This window comes from Jiella soli (assembly GCF_020615385.1).
Taxonomy (GTDB): domain Bacteria; phylum Pseudomonadota; class Alphaproteobacteria; order Rhizobiales; family Rhizobiaceae; genus VKMB-3413.
Genome location: NZ_JAJAVB010000008.1, coordinates 1 through 16,914, shown reverse-complemented (window position 1 = coordinate 16,914; position 16,914 = coordinate 1). Strand labels below are relative to the sequence as shown.

30 protein-coding genes are annotated in these 16,914 nt (G+C 64.6%); all 30 read right to left on the bottom strand.

All coding sequences use genetic code 11. The features are described 5' to 3' along the window. Positions 1-60: 60 nt before the first annotated feature. Positions 61-183: a hypothetical protein gene (locus LH400_RS25955; protein WP_255616838.1), complete on the bottom strand. Its 123-nt coding sequence runs from the start codon at positions 181-183 to the stop codon at positions 61-63. Between the two features lie 324 nt (positions 184-507). Further along, positions 508-1,536 carry an NAD-dependent epimerase/dehydratase family protein gene (locus LH400_RS05370; RefSeq protein WP_229151649.1) on the bottom strand — a complete coding sequence of 343 codons (1,029 nt, stop codon included), beginning with the start codon at positions 1,534-1,536 and terminating at the stop codon, positions 508-510. A gap of 211 nt (positions 1,537-1,747) precedes the next feature. Further along, positions 1,748-2,170, bottom strand: coding sequence for a 50S ribosomal protein L17 (gene rplQ, locus LH400_RS05365; protein WP_229151648.1), 423 nt, complete (start codon positions 2,168-2,170; stop codon positions 1,748-1,750). 145 nt (positions 2,171-2,315) lie between these two features. Then, positions 2,316-3,353, bottom strand: coding sequence for a DNA-directed RNA polymerase subunit alpha (locus LH400_RS05360; protein WP_229151647.1), 1,038 nt, complete (start codon positions 3,351-3,353; stop codon positions 2,316-2,318). 223 nt (positions 3,354-3,576) lie between these two features. Next, entirely contained in the window at positions 3,577-3,966 is a 390-nt protein-coding gene (gene rpsK, locus LH400_RS05355; RefSeq protein WP_229151646.1) for a 30S ribosomal protein S11, read from the bottom strand. Positions 3,967-4,178: 212 nt separating this feature from the next. Further along, complete coding sequence (gene rpsM, locus LH400_RS05350; RefSeq protein WP_229151645.1) at positions 4,179-4,547, bottom strand: 30S ribosomal protein S13; 369 nt, start codon at positions 4,545-4,547, stop codon at positions 4,179-4,181. Between the two features lie 194 nt (positions 4,548-4,741). Further along, the gene (locus LH400_RS05345) at positions 4,742-5,389 is read right to left on the bottom strand and encodes an adenylate kinase (protein WP_229151644.1); all 648 of its coding nucleotides are present in this window, start codon (positions 5,387-5,389) and stop codon (positions 4,742-4,744) included. Next, a complete protein-coding gene (secY, locus tag LH400_RS05340; RefSeq protein WP_229151643.1) occupies positions 5,386-6,729 on the bottom strand; it encodes a preprotein translocase subunit SecY in 1,344 nt (447 codons plus the stop codon). Before secY ends, LH400_RS05345 begins: the two co-directional genes overlap by 4 nt. A gap of 138 nt (positions 6,730-6,867) precedes the next feature. Further along, the gene (gene rplO / locus LH400_RS05335) at positions 6,868-7,356 is read right to left on the bottom strand and encodes a 50S ribosomal protein L15 (RefSeq protein ID WP_229151642.1); all 489 of its coding nucleotides are present in this window, start codon (positions 7,354-7,356) and stop codon (positions 6,868-6,870) included. A gap of 120 nt (positions 7,357-7,476) precedes the next feature. After that, positions 7,477-7,680 carry a 50S ribosomal protein L30 gene (gene rpmD, locus LH400_RS05330; protein ID WP_229151641.1) on the bottom strand — a complete coding sequence of 68 codons (204 nt, stop codon included), beginning with the start codon at positions 7,678-7,680 and terminating at the stop codon, positions 7,477-7,479. Positions 7,681-7,733: 53 nt separating this feature from the next. Then, positions 7,734-8,303 carry a 30S ribosomal protein S5 gene (gene rpsE, locus LH400_RS05325; RefSeq protein WP_229151640.1) on the bottom strand — a complete coding sequence of 190 codons (570 nt, stop codon included), beginning with the start codon at positions 8,301-8,303 and terminating at the stop codon, positions 7,734-7,736. 120 nt (positions 8,304-8,423) lie between these two features. Continuing rightward, the gene (gene rplR / locus LH400_RS05320; RefSeq protein ID WP_229151639.1) at positions 8,424-8,786 is read right to left on the bottom strand and encodes a 50S ribosomal protein L18; all 363 of its coding nucleotides are present in this window, start codon (positions 8,784-8,786) and stop codon (positions 8,424-8,426) included. 8 nt (positions 8,787-8,794) lie between these two features. After that, entirely contained in the window at positions 8,795-9,328 is a 534-nt protein-coding gene (gene rplF, locus LH400_RS05315; protein ID WP_229151638.1) for a 50S ribosomal protein L6, read from the bottom strand. A 41-nt stretch (positions 9,329-9,369) separates the two neighbouring features. Then, positions 9,370-9,768, bottom strand: coding sequence for a 30S ribosomal protein S8 (gene rpsH / locus LH400_RS05310; RefSeq protein WP_229151637.1), 399 nt, complete (start codon positions 9,766-9,768; stop codon positions 9,370-9,372). A 12-nt stretch (positions 9,769-9,780) separates the two neighbouring features. Then, positions 9,781-10,086 (bottom strand): 30S ribosomal protein S14, encoded by a 306-nt coding sequence (gene rpsN, locus LH400_RS05305; protein WP_229151636.1) that lies wholly within the window; start codon positions 10,084-10,086, stop codon positions 9,781-9,783. A gap of 39 nt (positions 10,087-10,125) precedes the next feature. Continuing rightward, on the bottom strand, positions 10,126-10,689 hold the full coding sequence (gene rplE / locus LH400_RS05300) for a 50S ribosomal protein L5 (protein ID WP_229151635.1): 564 nt from the start codon (positions 10,687-10,689) through the stop codon (positions 10,126-10,128). Continuing rightward, the gene (gene rplX, locus LH400_RS05295) at positions 10,682-10,996 is read right to left on the bottom strand and encodes a 50S ribosomal protein L24 (protein ID WP_229151634.1); all 315 of its coding nucleotides are present in this window, start codon (positions 10,994-10,996) and stop codon (positions 10,682-10,684) included. The genes rplE and rplX overlap by 8 nt, the downstream gene beginning before the upstream one ends. 14 nt (positions 10,997-11,010) lie before the next feature. After that, positions 11,011-11,379, bottom strand: coding sequence for a 50S ribosomal protein L14 (gene rplN, locus LH400_RS05290; RefSeq protein WP_229151633.1), 369 nt, complete (start codon positions 11,377-11,379; stop codon positions 11,011-11,013). A 63-nt stretch (positions 11,380-11,442) separates the two neighbouring features. Continuing rightward, positions 11,443-11,691 carry a 30S ribosomal protein S17 gene (gene rpsQ / locus LH400_RS05285; protein WP_229151632.1) on the bottom strand — a complete coding sequence of 83 codons (249 nt, stop codon included), beginning with the start codon at positions 11,689-11,691 and terminating at the stop codon, positions 11,443-11,445. Positions 11,692-11,701: 10 nt separating this feature from the next. Then, positions 11,702-11,902: a 50S ribosomal protein L29 gene (gene rpmC / locus LH400_RS05280; RefSeq protein ID WP_229151631.1), complete on the bottom strand. Its 201-nt coding sequence runs from the start codon at positions 11,900-11,902 to the stop codon at positions 11,702-11,704. 12 nt (positions 11,903-11,914) lie between these two features. Continuing rightward, entirely contained in the window at positions 11,915-12,328 is a 414-nt protein-coding gene (gene rplP, locus LH400_RS05275; RefSeq protein WP_229151630.1) for a 50S ribosomal protein L16, read from the bottom strand. A gap of 28 nt (positions 12,329-12,356) precedes the next feature. Next, positions 12,357-13,067 (bottom strand): 30S ribosomal protein S3, encoded by a 711-nt coding sequence (gene rpsC, locus LH400_RS05270; RefSeq protein WP_229151629.1) that lies wholly within the window; start codon positions 13,065-13,067, stop codon positions 12,357-12,359. Further along, complete coding sequence (gene rplV, locus LH400_RS05265) at positions 13,067-13,456, bottom strand: 50S ribosomal protein L22 (protein ID WP_229151628.1); 390 nt, start codon at positions 13,454-13,456, stop codon at positions 13,067-13,069. Before rplV ends, rpsC begins: the two co-directional genes overlap by 1 nt. Before the next feature lie 2 nt (positions 13,457-13,458). After that, positions 13,459-13,737, bottom strand: a complete 279-nt coding sequence (gene rpsS / locus LH400_RS05260; RefSeq protein WP_229151627.1) for a 30S ribosomal protein S19 — start codon at positions 13,735-13,737, stop codon at positions 13,459-13,461. 12 nt (positions 13,738-13,749) lie between these two features. Continuing rightward, positions 13,750-14,586, bottom strand: coding sequence for a 50S ribosomal protein L2 (gene rplB, locus LH400_RS05255; protein WP_229151626.1), 837 nt, complete (start codon positions 14,584-14,586; stop codon positions 13,750-13,752). 23 nt (positions 14,587-14,609) lie between these two features. After that, positions 14,610-14,903 (bottom strand): 50S ribosomal protein L23, encoded by a 294-nt coding sequence (locus LH400_RS05250; protein WP_229151625.1) that lies wholly within the window; start codon positions 14,901-14,903, stop codon positions 14,610-14,612. After that, positions 14,900-15,520 (bottom strand): 50S ribosomal protein L4, encoded by a 621-nt coding sequence (rplD, locus tag LH400_RS05245; RefSeq protein WP_229151624.1) that lies wholly within the window; start codon positions 15,518-15,520, stop codon positions 14,900-14,902. Before rplD ends, LH400_RS05250 begins: the two co-directional genes overlap by 4 nt. Next, a complete protein-coding gene (rplC, locus tag LH400_RS05240; RefSeq protein ID WP_229151623.1) occupies positions 15,520-16,248 on the bottom strand; it encodes a 50S ribosomal protein L3 in 729 nt (242 codons plus the stop codon). Before rplC ends, rplD begins: the two co-directional genes overlap by 1 nt. A gap of 63 nt (positions 16,249-16,311) precedes the next feature. Next, complete coding sequence (gene rpsJ, locus LH400_RS05235; RefSeq protein ID WP_229151622.1) at positions 16,312-16,620, bottom strand: 30S ribosomal protein S10; 309 nt, start codon at positions 16,618-16,620, stop codon at positions 16,312-16,314. A 169-nt stretch (positions 16,621-16,789) separates the two neighbouring features. Then, positions 16,790-16,914 (bottom strand): EF-Tu C-terminal domain-related protein (locus LH400_RS05230; protein WP_491014609.1); only part of this gene is annotated, 125 nt, incomplete at its 5' end.

The following is a 16,914-nucleotide window of genomic DNA, read 5'->3' as shown; positions in this document are numbered from 1 at the left end:
TGCGGCGCAAAAAAGGGGCCTTGCGGGCCCCTCTTTTCGATAGACTGGATTGAGGCGGGCTCAGCCGAGATCGGCAGCCGCCGCGGCCGGGACCTGTTCCGGCAGATCGGCGGTCGCATAACTCGCCGTCAGAATCCCGAAAGCGGCGATCGCTCCGAGGAGGGTCAACAGGGTACGACGCATGGAACTCCGGCCCGTGATGTTTTTGATTGTTGCATCATTCATTATAGTTGTTTCAACCGCGTAAACTCTGGCACGACTGCGTGCCGCACGCCCCTTTTTTGCCTTACAATAGTCCAGGGCGCAGAAGGTTGCCTCATCGCGAACAGATTCTCGCAGACCCCCGCTTCAGTGTCGGCTGCGCTATCGCACGGGCCGACGGCCGATACGATGACATCGGAGCCACAGTCCCGGATTTCAGCCGGATGACGGTAAACGGCCGGATCCGCCACGGCTCCTGATTTCCGTAGAGTAAGATAACCCCGTTCCGCCGTCGAGATCGCTCGTTCAGACTTCCTTAACGAGTCCGCGTTTCCCGAGGCTTTCGGCCATGTCGCGCACCGCAATCCGCGGGGAGCGAAACGACAGTCCGAGGATTCTCTGGGCGGGATCCGTGACCAGTTGCTTGCGCCGGCCAAGCTCGGCCCGCAGGGCGCGCGCCTCCGGCGCGACCAGCGCCGCGATCCGCACGAGCGCGTCGGGCAGGACGAAGCGGGGCAGCCGTCGCGCGAGATCCGGATATTCCGCCGCCATGACATTGGCGATCTCAAGCAGCGTCATCGATCCGCCCGACAGCAGGAACCGGTGCCCGGCGGCGCCGGGCACCGTCAGCGCCAACGCATGGGCCTCCGCGACATCGCGCACGTCGACGATCCCGAAGCTGGCATTCGGGACCGCCGGAAGCCGTCCGTTCATCATCATTGCGACGAGCCGGGCCGACGTTCCCGCCTCCCCGTCGAGCAAGGGACCGAGAACAAGCGCAGGATTGATCGCCGCCATCTGCAGCGCAGTCCCGTCGACGGCACCCCAGGCGGCGCGTTCGGCTTCGGTCTTGGAGACGGCATAGGCGGTGACCGAGCCATTGGTGACGTCGGTCCAGTCCTCTTCGCCAAAGCGCGGCTCCGTGCGCCTCGGATGGCCGTAATAGACGGAGGCCACCGAGGAAGTCAGCACCAACCGCTCCGCGCCGGCGGCAAGGGCAGCGCGCACGACACGCAGCGTGCCGCCCTTGGCAATGGGGACAAGCGCCTGTCGATCGCGGGGCTGCCGGGCCGGAAAGGGGGAGGCGGTATGGGCGACGAAGCGGCAGCCTTCGGCCGCCTCCTGCCATCCCTCATCCCGCGTCAGGTCGGCGACGGCGAATTCGACCCGGGCCGGATCGGCGCCCGCCTCCGCCAAGGCGGCGCGCACAGCCTCCGCCTTGCCCTGCGAGCGCAGCGTCCCGCGTACCAGGAAGCCGGCGCCAAGCATGGCGAGGGCCACATGCTTGCCGATGAAGCCGGAAATTCCGGTCAGAAGAACCCGATCGTCCGCCACGCTGGAGATCCTCTCGAAGCCGTACCCGATCTCAATCTAGGGCATCTGCGGACGGAGCGAATCGAAGCGGGCCGTCCTTCTGCATCGCCGCAGGGACGACGTCTCTCGAATCGACATCGTCCGAAACGACAAAGGGGGCCGCAAGGGCCCCCAAATCGCTAACGTCCGTCCATCGGATGCGCGCCGGCAGAAAAGCCCGGGCGCTGCCAGATCAGGCCGCGTCCTGCTCGCCTTCGGCCTCGAGCCGCTCACGATCAACGGCGCCGCGGGCGTTCGGATCACGGTCGACGAACTCGATGACAGCCAGCGGAGCGTTATCGCCGCGGCGAAAGCCGGCCTTGAGAACCCGGCAGTAGCCGCCATTGCGCTCGGCATAGCGGCTGGCGAGCGTGTCGAACAGCTTGATGGTCGCCGCATCGTCCTGGAGGCGGGACGCTGCGAGGCGGCGGGCATGGAGATCGCCGCGCTTGCCGAGCGTGATCAGCTTCTCGACGATCGGACGCAGGTCCTTCGCCTTCGGCAGCGTCGTCACGATCTGCTCGTGGGTGATCAGGGATACGGCCATGTTGGCGAACATCGCCTTACGATGACTGGCGGTACGATTGAGCTTACGGCCGCGTTTGGCGTGGCGCATGGTGGTGTTTCCTTCGGATAAGAAGCCGGACGTTGCCGGAGGTCGGTATCTTTGCGTCCCTGCCGCGAGGCGACAGGCCGCCGTGCCTTTGAATGATTGTGCATGCGAACGCCCCGCCCGCCTTGGGCGGGCGAGGCGTCAGATCCTAGTACTGGTCTTCGTAGCGCTTGGCCAGATCGTCGATGTTCTCCGGCGGCCAGGCCGGCACTTCCATACCGAGGTGCAGACCCATGGAGGCCAGGACCTCCTTGATCTCGTTCAGCGACTTGCGCCCGAAGTTCGGGGTGCGGAGCATTTCCGCCTCGGTCTTCTGGATCAGGTCGCCGATATAGACAATGTTGTCGTTCTTCAGGCAGTTCGCCGAGCGGACCGAAAGCTCCAGCTCGTCGACCTTCTTGAGGAGCGCCGGGTTGAAGGCGAGTTCGGCGATCTGCTCGTCCGCCGCACCGACACCGCCGCCGGCCCGCTGATCGCGCTGCGGCTCCTCGAAGTTGATGAAGACCGAAAGCTGGTCCTGCAGGATGCGCGCCGCATAGGCGACGGCGTCCTCGCCGGAGATCGAGCCATCGGTCTCGATCGTCATGGTCAGCTTGTCCTTGTTCAGGTCCTGACCCTCGCGGGTGTTCTCGACCTTGTAGGACACCTTCTTGACCGGCGAGAACAGCGAATCGACCGGGATCAGGCCGATCGGCGCATCCTCGGCGCGGTTCTGGTCGGCCGGGACGTAGCCCTTGCCGGTGTTGACCGTGAACTCCATCCGGATCTCCGCGCCCTCGTCGAGGGTGCAGATCTCATGCTCGGGGTTCAGGACCTCGATGTCGCCGACGGTCTGAATGTCGCCGGCGCGCACGACGCCCGGTCCCTGCTTGCGCACGACCATGCGCTTGGGACCCTCGCCCTGCATCGAGATGCAGATTTCCTTGACGTTGAGGACGATGTCGGTCACGTCCTCGCGCACGCCAGGGATCGAGGAGAACTCGTGCAGAACGCCGTCGATCTGGACGGCGGTCACCGAGGCGCCCCGCAGCGAGGACAGAAGAACGCGGCGCAGAGCGTTGCCGAGCGTCAGGCCGAAGCCCCGCTCCAGCGGCTCGGCCACGAGCGTCGCCTTCGACCGGCTGCCGTCGTTCTTGAAGACCAGCTGGTTGGGCTTGGTCAAATCTTGCCAGTTGCTAGCAATCATGAGGAATGCCTCTCAGTTTCCTCGCCACCATCCAATCGTGGCGAAAGGTCTGAATCCGGGGCACGGCGCGGAGCGTAACTCGTTTCCCGGAAATTCCGAGAGCGACGCCGGCCATCATGGCCGTCCGTCGCTCGAAATGGCCCAGCCGGCAGTGAATGCCAGCGGGAGCGCCCTGCCCGGCCGAGCTCGGCTCCTGCCGAACGCTCCCCGCGGCGGCGCCGCGTCAGACGCGGCGCTTCTTGCGCGGACGAACGCCGTTGTGCGGGATCGGGGTCACGTCGCGGATCGAGGTGATCGTAAAGCCCGCCGACTGCAGCGCGCGCAGAGCCGACTCGCGGCCCGAACCGGGCCCGCAGACCTCGACTTCCAGCGTACGCATGCCGTGCTCCTGCGCCTTCTTGGCGGCATCCTCGGCTGCGATCTGCGCCGCGAACGGCGTCGACTTGCGCGAGCCCTTGAAGCCCTGCGCACCGGCCGACGACCAGGCAATCGTGTTGCCCTGCGCGTCGGTGATCGTGATCAGCGTGTTGTTGAACGTCGAGTTCACATGCGCGACGCCCGACGAGATGTTCTTCCGCTCGCGGCGACGAACGCGCTGCGTTTCCTTGGCCATATTCACTCTGCCTTGTGTGATATCGACACCGCCGTAATTCCGGCGGCTACACCTGCGACGGACCGAACTGCCCGCCGCAACGTCTCATTCAAATCGATGGCCCAGAACGCTGACGTCCTGCAGCCGTATTCCCAATCGAGGATTCGACAACCAGGCACAGACCCGAGCGAAACCCGATATGGACCGAGAGGCGCGCAGGGCGTCTCGCGAGCTTACTTTTTCTTGCCGGCGATCGCCTTTGCCGGACCCTTGCGGGTGCGGGCATTGGTGTGGGTCCGCTGACCGCGCACCGGCAGGCCACGTCGATGGCGCAGACCGCGATAGCAGCCGAGATCCATCAGGCGCTTGATGTTCATCGCCGTCTCGCGGCGCAGATCGCCCTCGACCTGATAGTCGCGGTCGATCAACTCACGGATCTGCAGAACCTCGGCGTCGGTCAGGTCGTTGACCCGGCGTTCATCGCCGAGATTCGCCTTCGACATGATCTGCTTGGCAAAGGCGGGGCCGATGCCGTGAATGTACTGGAGCGCGATCACGACGCGCTTGTTGGACGGAATATTGACGCCAGCGATACGGGCCACGTCGTTCTCCTAGAATTAGATGGGCACAGGGCCCCAGCCATACAAGATCGGGAGCCGCTACGGCCAAAAACGACCGATGCCGATCTCCTCGAACGAAGACCCGCGCCGATCGCAAAGGATTCGCGTATGGCGCAGGCTATAAATCAAAAGGGCTTGACAAGTCAACCGAGCGGCACTCGCGTACCGCTTCGGCCTCAGCGCGAGACGATCGCCTCGATCGCCGCCGTCACCTCCTCCACCGACTGCATACCGTCGATGGAGCGCAGCAGCCCCTTGCAGTGATAATACCCGACCAGCGGCGAGGTATCCTTGTAGTAGTTCCACAGCCGCGTGCGCATGGTCTCGGCATTGTCGTCCGGCCGGCGCTTGAACTCCGTCGAACCGCACTGGTCGCAGATGCCCTCGACCGAGGGCTTGCGATCGGTGTCGTGATAAACGCTGCCGCACTTGGCGCAGGAATAGCGGCCGGCGACGCGCGTGATCAGCACCTCGTCATCGACGCGCATCTCGATGACATGATCGAGAGTCAGGTTTCGGTCCCTCAGCATCGCCTCGACCGCATCCGCCTGCTTCAGCGTGCGGGGATAGCCGTCGAGAATGAAGCCGTTGGCGCAGTCGGACTGGGCGATCCGCTCGGCAACGATCGCGTTGACGATCTCGTCGGAAACGAGATGCCCGGCGTCCATCACCTCCTTGGCCTTCACCCCGACTTCCGTCTTGGCGGCGACCGCCGCGCGCAGCATGTCGCCGGTCGATAGTTGCGGAATCGCGTACTGGTCGATCAGGCGCTGCGCCTGCGTTCCCTTCCCGGCTCCTGGCGGGCCAAGTAAAATCAGTCTCATCTGGCTCCTCGTCTCCCCCCTCTCAGCTTCGCCTTCTTGACGAGGCCCTCGTACTGATGCGCCAGAAGATGGCCCTGGATCTGCGCGACCGTATCCATCGTCACGCTCACCACGATCAGTAGCGATGTGCCTCCGAGATAGAACGGAACGCCAGCGGCCGAAATAAGAAATTCGGGCAATAGACAGATCAGGACCAGATAGATCGCGCCGACGACCGTGATGCGCGTGAGAACGTAGTCGATATATTCCGCGGTGCGCTCGCCTGGCCGGATGCCCGGAATGAACCCGCCATGCTTCTTCAGATTGTCGGCGGTGTCCTTCGGATTGAAGACCACGGCCGTGTAGAAGAAGGCGAAGAAGGCGATCAGCCCGGCATAGACCAGCATATAGAGCGGCTGGCCGTGGCCGAGCGATGCGATCACCGCCGTCGCCCAGTCGGGCAGATTCGCCGTGTTCGAGAAATTCGCGACCGTCACCGGCAAGAGAAGCAGCGAGGACGCGAAGATCGGCGGAATGACGCCCGACGTATTCGGCTTCAGCGGCAGGTGCGACGTGTCCCCCTGGAACATGCGATTGCCGACCTGGCGCTTCGGGTACTGGATCAGCAACCGGCGCTGCGCGCGCTCGAAGAACACGATGAACGCGATGCAGGCGATCGCGACGACGACGACCAGGAGGATCACCATGGTCGACAGCGCGCCAGTACGGCCGAGTTCGAGAAGATTCGCGATCGCAGACGGCAGATGGGCGACGATGCCGGCGAAGATGATCAGCGAGATGCCGTTGCCGATGCCGCGCGAGGTGATCTGTTCGCCGAGCCACATCAGGAACATCGTGCCGCCGACCAGCGTGATGACGGCTGAGACGCGGAAGAACCAGCCCGGATCGACAACGATGCCCGCCTGCGTCTCGAGGCCGGCGGCGATACCGTAGGCCTGGACGGTGGCGAGAAGAACCGTGCCGTAGCGGGTGTACTGGTTGATGACCTTGCGGCCCTGCTCGCCCTCCTTCTTGAGGTTCTCGAGCGAGGGGACGACGGAGGTCATCAGCTGAATGATGATCGAAGCCGAGATGTACGGCATGATCCCCAGCGCGAAGATCGCCATGCGACCGACGGCACCGCCCGAGAACATGTTGAACATGCCGAGGATGCCCGTCGACTGCTGCTCGAAGGCTTGGGCAAGAGCGTCGGGATTGATGCCCGGCATCGGAATGTAGGTGCCGAGCCGGTAGACCAGAAGCGCACCGAGCGTGAACCAGATGCGCTTCTTGAGGTCCTCGGCCTTGCCGAAGGCCGAGAAATTGAGATTGGCGGCAAGTTGTTCCGCTGCCGATGCCATATCGTGGAAGTCTCCGGTTGTCCCGCGGATCAGCCGGGAGTCGCGTCACGCGGCCGACCGGCCTCGGGCTGAGAAGACGGGCTTCGCTGCCGAGAGCCCGTCAGATAAGCGGCGCGGACGTCGCACGCAAGTCGAGGCTTACGCCTCGGCCGGGGCCTCGGACTTGGCCGGCACGGTGGTCGTGACCGAACCGCCGGCCTTCTCCACCTTCTCGATCGCCGACTTGGAGGCGCCCGCGACGGTGATCGTCAGCTTCACGGTGATCTCCCCGTCGCCGAGCAGGCGAACGCCGTCCTTCTCGCGGCGCAGGACGCCGGAGGCGACGAGCGCCGCGCCATCGACCGGCGCCTTCGCGTCGAGCTTGCCGGCGTCGACGGCCTGCTGAAGGCGGCCAACCGAAACGACATTGTAGTTCTTGGCGAAGATGTTGACGAAGCCGCGCTTCGGCAGGCGCCGAAAGAGCGGCATTTGGCCGCCCTCGAAGCCGTTGATGGCGACGCCGGAGCGCGCCTTCTGGCCCTTGACGCCGCGACCGCCGGTCTTGCCGCTGCCCGAACCGATGCCGCGTCCGAGACGCTTGCGGGAATGGGTGGCGCCGTCCTTGTCGGAAAGCTCGTTGAGTTTCATGACTTGTCTCCTGAAGCATCCGGCGGCCGGCCTGCATCGGGCCTTGCCGGCGAATGCCCTGGCAATTCGTGTTCCGTGACACCCGGATCGGCAGCGCAGGCCACCGGCCGGGACAGGCCCTTACGCCTCTTCGACCACCCGAACGAGATGGGCGACCTTGGCGATCATGCCGCGAACCGACGGCGTATCCTCGAGCGTCCGGCGGCGATGCATCTTGTTCAGCCCGAGGCCGACAAGCGTCTGGCGCTGATCGGCGGGGCGACGCAGCGGGCTTGCGATCTGTTCGACGGTGACCGTCTTGCCCGCGGATTTGGATTTGGCCATGATTTGGCTCCTTCAATCAAGGCGCGGGCCGCGTCTCGCGGCCCCGCGGGCGATCACTCTTCGGCGGAGGAAGCGGCGGCGCCGACGGCTTCGCGGCGGCGGGCCTGAAGCGTCGAGTACTTGATGCCGCGGCGAGCGGCGACATCCTTGGGATGCGTCGCGTTCTTCAGCGCGTCGAAAGTGGCGCGAACCATGTTGTACGGATTCGAGGAGCCGAGCGACTTGGCGACGACGTCATGCATGCCGACCGCTTCGAACACGGCGCGCATCGGACCACCGGCGATGATGCCGGTACCGGCCTCGGCGGTGCGCAGCAGCACCTTGCCTGCGCCGTGGCGCCCGGAAGCGTCGTGATGCAGCGTGCGGCCATCGCGCAGCGGCACGAAGATCAGGTCGCGCTTGGCCGATTCAGTCGCCTTGCGGATCGCCTCGGGCACTTCGCGGGCCTTGCCGTGGCCGAAGCCGACGCGGCCCTTGAGGTCGCCAACGACGACGAGAGCGGCAAAGCCGAAGCGACGGCCACCCTTGACCACCTTGGCGACGCGATTGATGTGGACGAGCTTATCGACGAAACCGTCGTCGTGATCGTCGCGGCGATCGTTGCGATCGTTACGAGGCGCCATATCCTGTTCCTTGTTTTTTTCCGGAGGCGTCCAAAGTTGACGGGCGCACTTGGCGCCCGCAGCGAAATCGTGCCGACGGGCGGCCCGGTGTTCCGGATCCGCCCGTCGGCATGGATGGGTTTAGAAGTTCAGCCCGCCTTCGCGCGCCGAATCGGCCAGGGCCTTGACCCGACCGTGGTAGATGAACGCGCCGCGATCGAAAACGACGTCGGTGACGCCCGCTTCCTTCGCACGTTCGGCGACGAGCTTGCCGACCGCCGCAGCGGCGGCGACGTCGGCGCCGGTCTTCAGCGCTTCGCGCAGCTTCGGATCGAGGGTCGAAGCGGCCGCGAGCGTGCGGCCGGCATCGTCGTCGATGACCTGGGCATAGATGTTCTTCGAAGAGCGATGCACGGACAGACGCGGACGGCCGTTCGCCACCTTCTTCAGCGAGCGGCGGATACGCGAGGCCCGGCGTCGCAGCATTTCCTTGGTGGTAGCCATGACGGACCTTACTTCTTCTTGCCTTCCTTGCGGACGATCGTCTCATCCGCGTACTTCACGCCCTTGCCCTTGTAGGGCTCGGGACCACGATATTCGCGGATTTCCGCCGCGACCTGGCCGACCTGCTGCTTGTTGATGCCGGAGACCACGATCTCGGTCGGCTTCGGCACCTGGATCTGGATGCCTTCCGGCACCTGATAGATCACATCGTGCGAAAAGCCCAGTGCCAGCTGCAGGTTCTTGCCCTGCATGGAGGCACGATAACCGACGCCGTTGATCTCGAGCTTCTTCTCGAAGCCTTTGGTCACGCCTGCCAGGATGTTCGCGATCATCGTGCGGGACATGCCCCACTTCGAGCGCGCCTCCTTCGACTGGTCGCGAGGATCGACCATGATCCCGTCGTCCTGCATCTTGACCAGGACTTCGTCGTTCACCACGAAGGAAAGCTCGCCCTTCGGCCCCTTGGCCTTGACGGTCTGTCCCTCGACGGTTGCGGTCACGCCGGCGGGGACGGCGACCGGCTTCTTACCAATACGAGACATTTCGAAACCCTGTCCGTTCGTAGGGCGAACGTGCTGCCGCGTCAGAAGACGCGGCAGAGCACCTCGCCGCCGACATTCTGTTCACGGGCGCTATGGTCGGCCATCACGCCCTTCGGGGTGGAGAGGACCGAGATGCCGAGGCCGTTGGCGACCTGCGGGATCGTCTTCGCCGAAACGTAGACCCGGCGACCGGGCTTCGACACGCGGGCGATCTCGCGGATGACCGGCGCGCCCTCGTAATACTTCAGCTCGATCTCGAACTCCGCCTTCCCGTTGCCGAAATCGGTCTCGGTGTAGCCGCGGATGTAGCCCTCTTCCTTGAGGACGTCGAGAACGCGCGCGCGCAGCTTGGACGCCGGCGTGAGCACCGACGACTTGTTGCGCATGACCGCGTTGCGGATTCGGGTCAGCATATCGCCGAGCGGATCAGACAATGCCATGACGATGCCTCCTTACCAGCTCGACTTGACGATGCCGGGGATCTGGCCGTTGTTGCCGAGTTCCCGCAGCGCGATACGGCTCATCTTGAGCTTGCGATAATAGGCGCGGGGGCGACCCGTCACCTCGCAGCGGTTGCGGATGCGAACCTTCGACCCGTTGCGCGGCAGTTCGGCGAGCGCAAGCTGCGCCCGGAACCGCTCGTCCATCGGAGCGTCGGCATTCTTGGTGATCGCCTTGAGAGCAGCCCGCTTGGCGGCGTATTTCGCCACCAGTTTCTCGCGGTGCTTGTTCTTCTCGATCATGCCCTTCTTGGCCATTTTGTCGTCCTTTGCTCGTCTGCCGTTACTGGCGACCGGTCACTGCCGGAACGGGAAGTTGAACGCCTTCAAAAGGGCGCGCGCTTCGTCGTCGTTCTGCGCCGTCGTACAGACGATGATGTCCATGCCCCACATCTGATCGACCTTGTCGTAGTTGATCTCGGGGAACACGATGTGCTCCTTGATGCCCATGGCGAAGTTGCCACAGCCATCGAAGCTCTTGGGATTGAGGCCGCGGAAATCGCGAACCCGCGGCAGTGCGATCTGGACCAGACGGTCCAGGAATTCGTACATCCGATCGCGCCGCAGCGTGACCTTGCAGCCGATCGGCATGCCCTCGCGGACCTTGAAGCCGGCGATCGACTTCGTGGCCTTGGTGATCACCGGCTTCTGGCCGGCGATCCGGGCGAGGTCCTCGGCGGCAACCGAAGGCTTCTTGGAATCGCCCGTGGCCTCGCCGACGCCCATGTTGATGACGACCTTGTCGATGCGCGGAATCTGCATCTCGCTCTTGTAGGAGAACTCCTCCTGGAGCGCCTTGCGGATGTCGTCGCGATAGACGCGCTTCAGCCGCGGCTCGTAGGCGGTTGCGGTCTCAGCCATTGATCTCTTCCCCGGAGCGCTTGGCGACGCGCACCTTGGTGCCGTCCTCAAGGATCTTGAAGCCGATCCGGGTGGCCTTGCCGTCCTTCGGGTCCGCGACCGCGAGATTCGACAGGTGGATCGGAGCTTCCTTCGAAATGATGCCGGCTTCCTGCGAAGCCGTCTGGCGCTGGTGGCGCTTGACCATGTTGACGCCGCGCACAAGCGCCTTGTCGTCCTTCGGCATCATCTTCATGACTTCGCCCGACCGGCCCTTGTCCTTGCCGGCGAGCACGACGACCGTGTCGCCCTTGCGGATCTTCTGCATCGTCCGCTCTCCTCTTATAGAACTTCGGGCGCCAGCGAGACGATCTTCATGTGGTTCTTGCCGCGAAGCTCGCGGGGAACCGGGCCGAAGATACGCGTGCCGACGGGCTCTTTCTTGTTGTCGATCAGGACGGCGGCGTTCCGGTCGAACCGGATCACCGAGCCGTCGGCGCGACGGATGTCCTTGGCGGTCCTGACCACCACGGCCTTCATCACGTCGCCCTTCTTCACGCGGCCGCGCGGAATGGCCTCCTTGACCGAGACGACGATGATGTCGCCGACGGAGGCATATTTCCGCTTCGAGCCGCCCAGAACCTTGATGCACATGACACGGCGCGCACCGGAATTGTCGGCGACGTCGAGGTTTGTTTGCATCTGAATCATGTCAGGCCGCCTTCAGAGCTAGCTGCCGGGATGCGCGCCTTGGGCGCCTCACCGGCCATGAGATTAACTGGCTGCTTGAGCGTCGCTCGAAACGACGACCCAGCTCTTGTCCTTGGAGATCGGCCGCGACTCCTCGATGGAGACGATGTCGCCGACCTTCACCTGGTTGGTCTCGTCATGCGCCTTGTAGCGCTTGGAGCGACGGACCGTCTTCTTGAACAGCGGGTGCGTGAAGCGGCGCTCCACCAGCACGACCACCGTCTTGTCGTTCTTATCGGAGACCACGGTCCCCTGGAGAATGCGTTTCGGCATGGTTTGGTCCTCAGGCCTCGGCCTTCGCCGCCTTCTGGCGGGAAATCGTCTTGATCCGCGCGATGTCGCGGCGCACCTGGCGCACGCGGGCGGTGTTCTCGAGCTGACCGGTGGCCCGCTGGAAACGCAGGTTGAACTGCTCTTTCTTCAGCTTGGCGAGCTCATCGGTGAGTTCGTCCTGAGTCATAGTGGTGACGTCGGAAGCTTTCACGTCAAACTCTCCTTACTCGGCGATGCGCTGGATGAAGCGCGTGCGGACCGGCAGCTTGGCCGCGCCCAGACGCAGGGCCTCGCGGGCGACATCCTCGGGCACGCCGTCGATCTCGAACATGATGCGCCCGGGATGAACGCGCGCGGCCCAGTAGTCAACGCCGCCCTTGCCCTTACCCATGCGGACTTCGGTCGGCTTTGACGTTACCGGCAGGTCCGGGAAGATCCGGATCCACACGCGCCCCTGGCGCTTCATCTGGCGGGTGATCGCGCGGCGGGCCGCCTCGATCTGCCGGGCGGTTACCCGCTCCGGCTCCATCGCCTTGAGGCCGAACGCGCCGAAATTCAGGCTGGTCCCGCCCTTGGCGTCACCGTGAATGCGTCCCTTGAACGCCTTCCGGTACTTCGTGCGCTTTGGCTGCAGCATCTTGTCTACTCCGAATTCTCAAAGCCGCTCAGGCGTGCTCGCGACGACGGCCACCGCCGCCACCATGGCTGTCGCCCTCGATCTGGCGGCGCTCGGACGCCATCGGGTCGTGCTCCAGGATCTCGCCCTTGAAGATCCACACCTTGACGCCGCAGATCCCGTAGGCCGTCACGGCTTCGGCCGTGCCGTAGTCGATGTCGGCGCGCAGCGTGTGTAGCGGCACCCGGCCCTCGCGGTACCATTCGGTGCGGGCGATCTCCGCACCACCGAGGCGGCCGCCGCAGTTGATGCGGATGCCCTCGGCGCCGAGCCGCATGGCCGACTGGACGGCGCGCTTCATCGCACGGCGGAAGGCCACACGGCGCTCCAGCTGCTGGGCGATCGACTGCGCAACCAGCGTCGCATCGGTCTCGGGCTTGCGGACCTCGACGATGTTGATGTGCGTCTCGGCCTTGGTCATCGTGGCGAGCTTCTTGCGAAGCTTCTCGATGTCAGCACCCTTCTTGCCGATCACGATACCCGGGCGCGCCGAGTGGATGGTGATGCGGCACTTCTTGTGCGGACGCTCGATCACGACCTTGGAGACCGCCGCCTGCTTCAGCTCTTCGAGCAGATAGCCGCGGATCTTCAGATCCTCGTGCAGGAGATCGCCGTACTCGCCGGTGTTTGCGTACCAGCGCGAATCCCAGGTGCGGTTGATGCCGAGCCGGAAACCGGTCGGATTGATCTTCTGACCCATTATGCGGCCTCCTCGGTTTCGGCCCTCTCGCGCACCACGATCGTCAGGTGCGAGAACGGCTTCTCGACCCGGCTGGCACGGCCTCGACCGCGAGCGTGGAAGCGCTTCATCGTGATCGACTTGCCGACATAGGCCTCGGCGACGAACAGCGCGTCGACGTCGAGGTCATGGTTGTTCTCGGCGTTCGCAATGGCGCTTTCCAGCGTCTTCTTGACGGTCTCGGCGATCCGCTTGCGCGAGAAGGTCAGATCGGCAAGCGCCATGTCGACCCTCTTGCCGCGGATCATCGCGGCGACGAGATTGAGTTTTTGCGGGCTGACGCGGATGGTACGGGCGACTGCTTTCGCCTCGTTATCCTTCAGCTGACGCTCGGCTTTCGCCTTGCCCATCGTTACTTCCTCTTCGCCTTCTTGTCGGCGCCGTGGCCGTAATAGGTCCGCGTCGGAGCGAACTCGCCGAACTTGTGCCCGATCATGTCTTCGTTGATCGCGACCGGGATGTGCTTGGAGCCGTTGTAGACCCCGAAGGTCAGTCCCACGAACTGCGGCAGGATCGTCGAGCGCCGGCTCCAGATCTTGATCACATCGTTGCGGCCGCTCTCGCGCGCCTTGTCGGCCTTCTTCAGAAGGTAGCCATCGACGAACGGGCCCTTCCAGACGGAACGTGTCATTTGGAGTTCCCCTTACTTCTTACGCTGATGGCGCGAGCGCATGATGAACTTGTCGGTCGCCTTGTTCTGGCGGGTCCGCTTGCCCTTGGTCGGCTTGCCCCACGGCGAGACCGGATGACGGCCGCCCGAGGTCCGGCCCTCACCGCCGCCATGCGGATGGTCGACCGGGTTCATGGCCACGCCGCGAACGTGCGGGCGCTTGCCGAGCCAACGCGACCGGCCGGCCTTGCCGAGATTGATGTTGCCGTGGTCCGGGTTCGATACCGCACCGACCGTGGCGAAGCACGAGGCCGGGACGAGGCGCTGCTCACCCGAGTTGAGGCGCAGGATCGCCATGCCGGCGTCGCGGCCGACGAGCTGGGCGTAGGACCCGGCGGACCGGGCGATCTGGCCGCCCTTCTCCGGCTTCATCTCCACATTGTGGATGATGGTGCCGACCGGGATCGCCGAGAGCGGCATCGCATTGCCGGGCTTGACGTCGACGCCGGACAGGCCTGCCACGATCTCGTCGCCGACCGACAGGCGCTGCGGCGCCAGGACGTAGGCGACCTCACCGTCGGAATACTTGATCAGCGCGATGAAGGCGGTGCGGTTCGGGTCGTACTCGATCCGCTCGACCTTACCGACCACGTCCAGCTTGCGCCGCTTGAAGTCGACGATCCGGTAGGTCCGCTTGTGGCCGCCGCCCTGGTAGCGCGCGGTCACACGGCCGGTGTTGTTGCGGCCGCCCTTCTGCGTCAGGCCCTCGGTGAGGGACTTGATGGGCTTGCCCTTCCACAGGTCCGAGCGATCGACGATGACCAGCTGGCGCTGGCTCGGCGTGTTCGGTTTGAAATTCTTCAGTGCCATGGCTTAAGTTCCTCCGGTCCCGATCAAAGGCCGGTCGAGACGTCGATCGACTGGCCCTCGGCCAGCGTGACGACGGCTTTCTTTTGATCGCTCTGGCGGCCGACCCGGCCCTTGAAGCGCTTGACCTTGCCCTTGCGGACCAGCGTGTTCACCGCGGTGACCTTGACCCCGAAGAGGCTCTCCACCGCCGCCTTGATCTCCGGCTTGGTCGCCGTCTTCGGGACGTTGAAGACCACCTGGTTGGATTCCGACAGAAGCGTCGACTTCTCGGTGATCACCGGGCTCGTGATGACGTCGTAATGGCGCAGATCGATCATTTGAACCGCTCCTCAAGAGCCTCGACCGCAGCCTTGGACAGAACCAGTGTCTGGCGGCGGAGAATGTCGTAGACGTTGATGCCCTGCACCGGCAGAACGTCGATATGCGGAATGTTGCGAGCCGACCGCGCGAAGTTCTGATCGAGCTCGGCGCCGCCGATGATCAGCGCGTTGGCAAGACCGAGACCCTGCAGCCGCTTGACTGTCGCCTTGGTCTTGGCTTCCGACGCGATCAGCTCGTCGATGACGACGATGCCGCCCGACTTCGCCTTGGCCGACAGCGCATGCCTCAGCGCCAGCGCCCGCACCTTCTTGGGAAGGTCATGCGCATGGCTGCGCGTCTGCGGGCCGTGGGCCTTGCCGCCGCCGCGGAACTGCGGAGCGCGCGCCGCGCCGTGACGGGCCCGGCCGGTGCCCTTCTGGCGGTACATCTTGGCACCGGTGCGCGCGATGTCGGCGCGGCCGAGCGTCTGATGCGTGCCCTGCTGCCGCTTGGCCAGCTGCCAGCGGACCATGCGCTGCAGGATGTCCTCGCGCGGATCGAGACCGAAGATCTCGTCGGCGAGTGTCACCGTGCCGGCATCGGCGCCGTCGAGGTTCTTGATGGTGATGTCCATTATTCCGCTCCCTCGGAAGCTTCCGCGGCCCCATCGGCGGTCTCGTTGTTCGCGGCCTGGCGCAGCGCAGCCGGCTTCGGCGCGTTGTCCGGAAGCGTCGCCTTGACGGCGTCCCGGATCTCGATCCAGCCGCCCTTCGAACCCGGCACCGCGCCGCGCACGAGGATCAGGCCCTTGTCAGGATCGGTCCGCACGATCTCGAGGTTCTGCGTGGTCACGCGAACCTGACCCATATGGCCGGCCATCTTCTTGTTCTTGAAGACCTTGCCCGGATCCTGGCGCTGTCCGGTCGAACCGTGCGAGCGGTGCGAGACCGACACGCCGTGGGTTGCCCTGAGGCCACCGAAGTTGTGGCGCTTCATCGCGCCGGCGAAGCCCTTACCGATGGACGTGCCGGTGACGTCGACCATCTGCCCGGGGACGAAGTGATCGGCCGTGATCTCGGCGCCAACATCGATCATGTTGTCGTCGGAGACGCGGAACTCGACCATCTTGCGCTTCGGCTCGACCGAGGCCTGAGCGAAGACGCCGCGCATGGCCTTCGACGTGTTCTTCACCTTCGCGAGACCCGCACCGAGCTGGACGGCGGTATAGCCGTTCTTCTCGACGGTCCGCTGGGCGACGACCTGCAGGTTTTCCACCTTCAGGACGGTGACCGGAACATGCTCGCCGGCGTCGTTGTAGACGCGGGTCATGCCGACCTTCTGTGCTATTACACCTGAACGCATTTCTCGTTCTCTCTTCAGAGGAACCTTAGGGGCCACAGTGGCCCGGTCGGTTCATGCCGCTCCTTAGAGCTTGATCTCGACGTCCACGCCAGCGGCGAGGTCGAGCTTCATCAGCGCATCGACCGTCTGCGGCGTCGGATCGACGATGTCGAGAAGCCGCTTGTGGGTGCGCATTTCGAACTGCTCGCGCGACTTCTTGTCGATGTGCGGCGAGCGGTTGACCGTGAATTTCTCGATCCGGGTCGGCAGCGGGATCGGGCCCCGCACATTCGCGCCGGTCCGCTTGGCGGTCGACACGATCTCGCGGGTCGAGGCGTCGAGGACCCGGTGGTCGAACGCCCTGAGGCGGATCCGGATATTCTGGCCGTTCATGTCTTTCGTCCTCTCGTCGGATCCGACCGGCGAACCGGTCCTGTCCGAACGCTTATCTTTCAAAGCAGCCAATTCGATTGCGGGAGAAGGCTCCCGCCCGCCGGTCGGCGATCGTCCAAACAACAGGCGCGTCCCGGCGGGCCGGGACGCGCCCAGTCAGTTTCGAGACTTACTCGACGATGGCAGCGACGATGCCGGCGCCGACGGTGCGGCCGCCCTCGCGGATCGCGAAGCGCAGGCGCTCTTCCATCGCGATCGGAACGATCAGCGTCACGTCCATGGTCACGTTGTCGC

Bases quoted from the DNA above. Each gene is read 5' to 3' on its own strand.
- LH400_RS25955 (WP_255616838.1), bottom strand. From the start codon at position 183: ATGCGTCGTACCCTGTTGACCCTCCTCGGAGCGATCGCCGCTTTCGGG.
- rplQ (WP_229151648.1), bottom strand. From the start codon at position 2,170: ATGCGCCACGCCAAACGCGGCCGTAAGCTCAATCGTACCGCCAGTCAT.
- LH400_RS05360 (WP_229151647.1), bottom strand. From the start codon at position 3,353: ATGATTGCTAGCAACTGGCAAGATTTGACCAAGCCCAACCAGCTGGTC.
- rpsK (WP_229151646.1), bottom strand. From the start codon at position 3,966: ATGGCCAAGGAAACGCAGCGCGTTCGTCGCCGCGAGCGGAAGAACATC.
- LH400_RS05345 (WP_229151644.1), bottom strand. From the start codon at position 5,389: ATGAGACTGATTTTACTTGGCCCGCCAGGAGCCGGGAAGGGAACGCAG.
- secY (WP_229151643.1), bottom strand. From the start codon at position 6,729: ATGGCATCGGCAGCGGAACAACTTGCCGCCAATCTCAATTTCTCGGCC.
- rplO (WP_229151642.1), bottom strand. From the start codon at position 7,356: ATGAAACTCAACGAGCTTTCCGACAAGGACGGCGCCACCCATTCCCGC.
- rpmD (WP_229151641.1), bottom strand. From the start codon at position 7,680: ATGGCCAAATCCAAATCCGCGGGCAAGACGGTCACCGTCGAACAGATC.
- rpsE (WP_229151640.1), bottom strand. From the start codon at position 8,303: ATGGCGCCTCGTAACGATCGCAACGATCGCCGCGACGATCACGACGAC.
- rplR (WP_229151639.1), bottom strand. From the start codon at position 8,786: ATGGCTACCACCAAGGAAATGCTGCGACGCCGGGCCTCGCGTATCCGC.
- rplF (WP_229151638.1), bottom strand. From the start codon at position 9,328: ATGTCTCGTATTGGTAAGAAGCCGGTCGCCGTCCCCGCCGGCGTGACC.
- rpsH (WP_229151637.1), bottom strand. From the start codon at position 9,768: ATGGCATTGTCTGATCCGCTCGGCGATATGCTGACCCGAATCCGCAAC.
- rpsN (WP_229151636.1), bottom strand. From the start codon at position 10,086: ATGGCCAAGAAGGGCATGATCGAGAAGAACAAGCACCGCGAGAAACTG.
- rplE (WP_229151635.1), bottom strand. From the start codon at position 10,689: ATGGCTGAGACCGCAACCGCCTACGAGCCGCGGCTGAAGCGCGTCTAT.
- rplX (WP_229151634.1), bottom strand. From the start codon at position 10,996: ATGCAGAAGATCCGCAAGGGCGACACGGTCGTCGTGCTCGCCGGCAAG.
- rplN (WP_229151633.1), bottom strand. From the start codon at position 11,379: ATGATTCAGATGCAAACAAACCTCGACGTCGCCGACAATTCCGGTGCG.
- rpsQ (WP_229151632.1), bottom strand. From the start codon at position 11,691: ATGCCGAAACGCATTCTCCAGGGGACCGTGGTCTCCGATAAGAACGAC.
- rplP (WP_229151630.1), bottom strand. From the start codon at position 12,328: ATGCTGCAGCCAAAGCGCACGAAGTACCGGAAGGCGTTCAAGGGACGC.
- rpsC (WP_229151629.1), bottom strand. From the start codon at position 13,067: ATGGGTCAGAAGATCAATCCGACCGGTTTCCGGCTCGGCATCAACCGC.
- rplV (WP_229151628.1), bottom strand. From the start codon at position 13,456: ATGGGCAAGGCGAAAGCCGAGCGTCAGCTGAAGGATAACGAGGCGAAA.
- rpsS (WP_229151627.1), bottom strand. From the start codon at position 13,737: ATGACACGTTCCGTCTGGAAGGGCCCGTTCGTCGATGGCTACCTTCTG.
- rplB (WP_229151626.1), bottom strand. From the start codon at position 14,586: ATGGCACTGAAGAATTTCAAACCGAACACGCCGAGCCAGCGCCAGCTG.
- LH400_RS05250 (WP_229151625.1), bottom strand. From the start codon at position 14,903: ATGATCGATCTGCGCCATTACGACGTCATCACGAGCCCGGTGATCACC.
- rplD (WP_229151624.1), bottom strand. From the start codon at position 15,520: ATGGACATCACCATCAAGAACCTCGACGGCGCCGATGCCGGCACGGTG.
- rplC (WP_229151623.1), bottom strand. From the start codon at position 16,248: ATGCGTTCAGGTGTAATAGCACAGAAGGTCGGCATGACCCGCGTCTAC.
- rpsJ (WP_229151622.1), bottom strand. From the start codon at position 16,620: ATGAACGGCCAGAATATCCGGATCCGCCTCAGGGCGTTCGACCACCGG.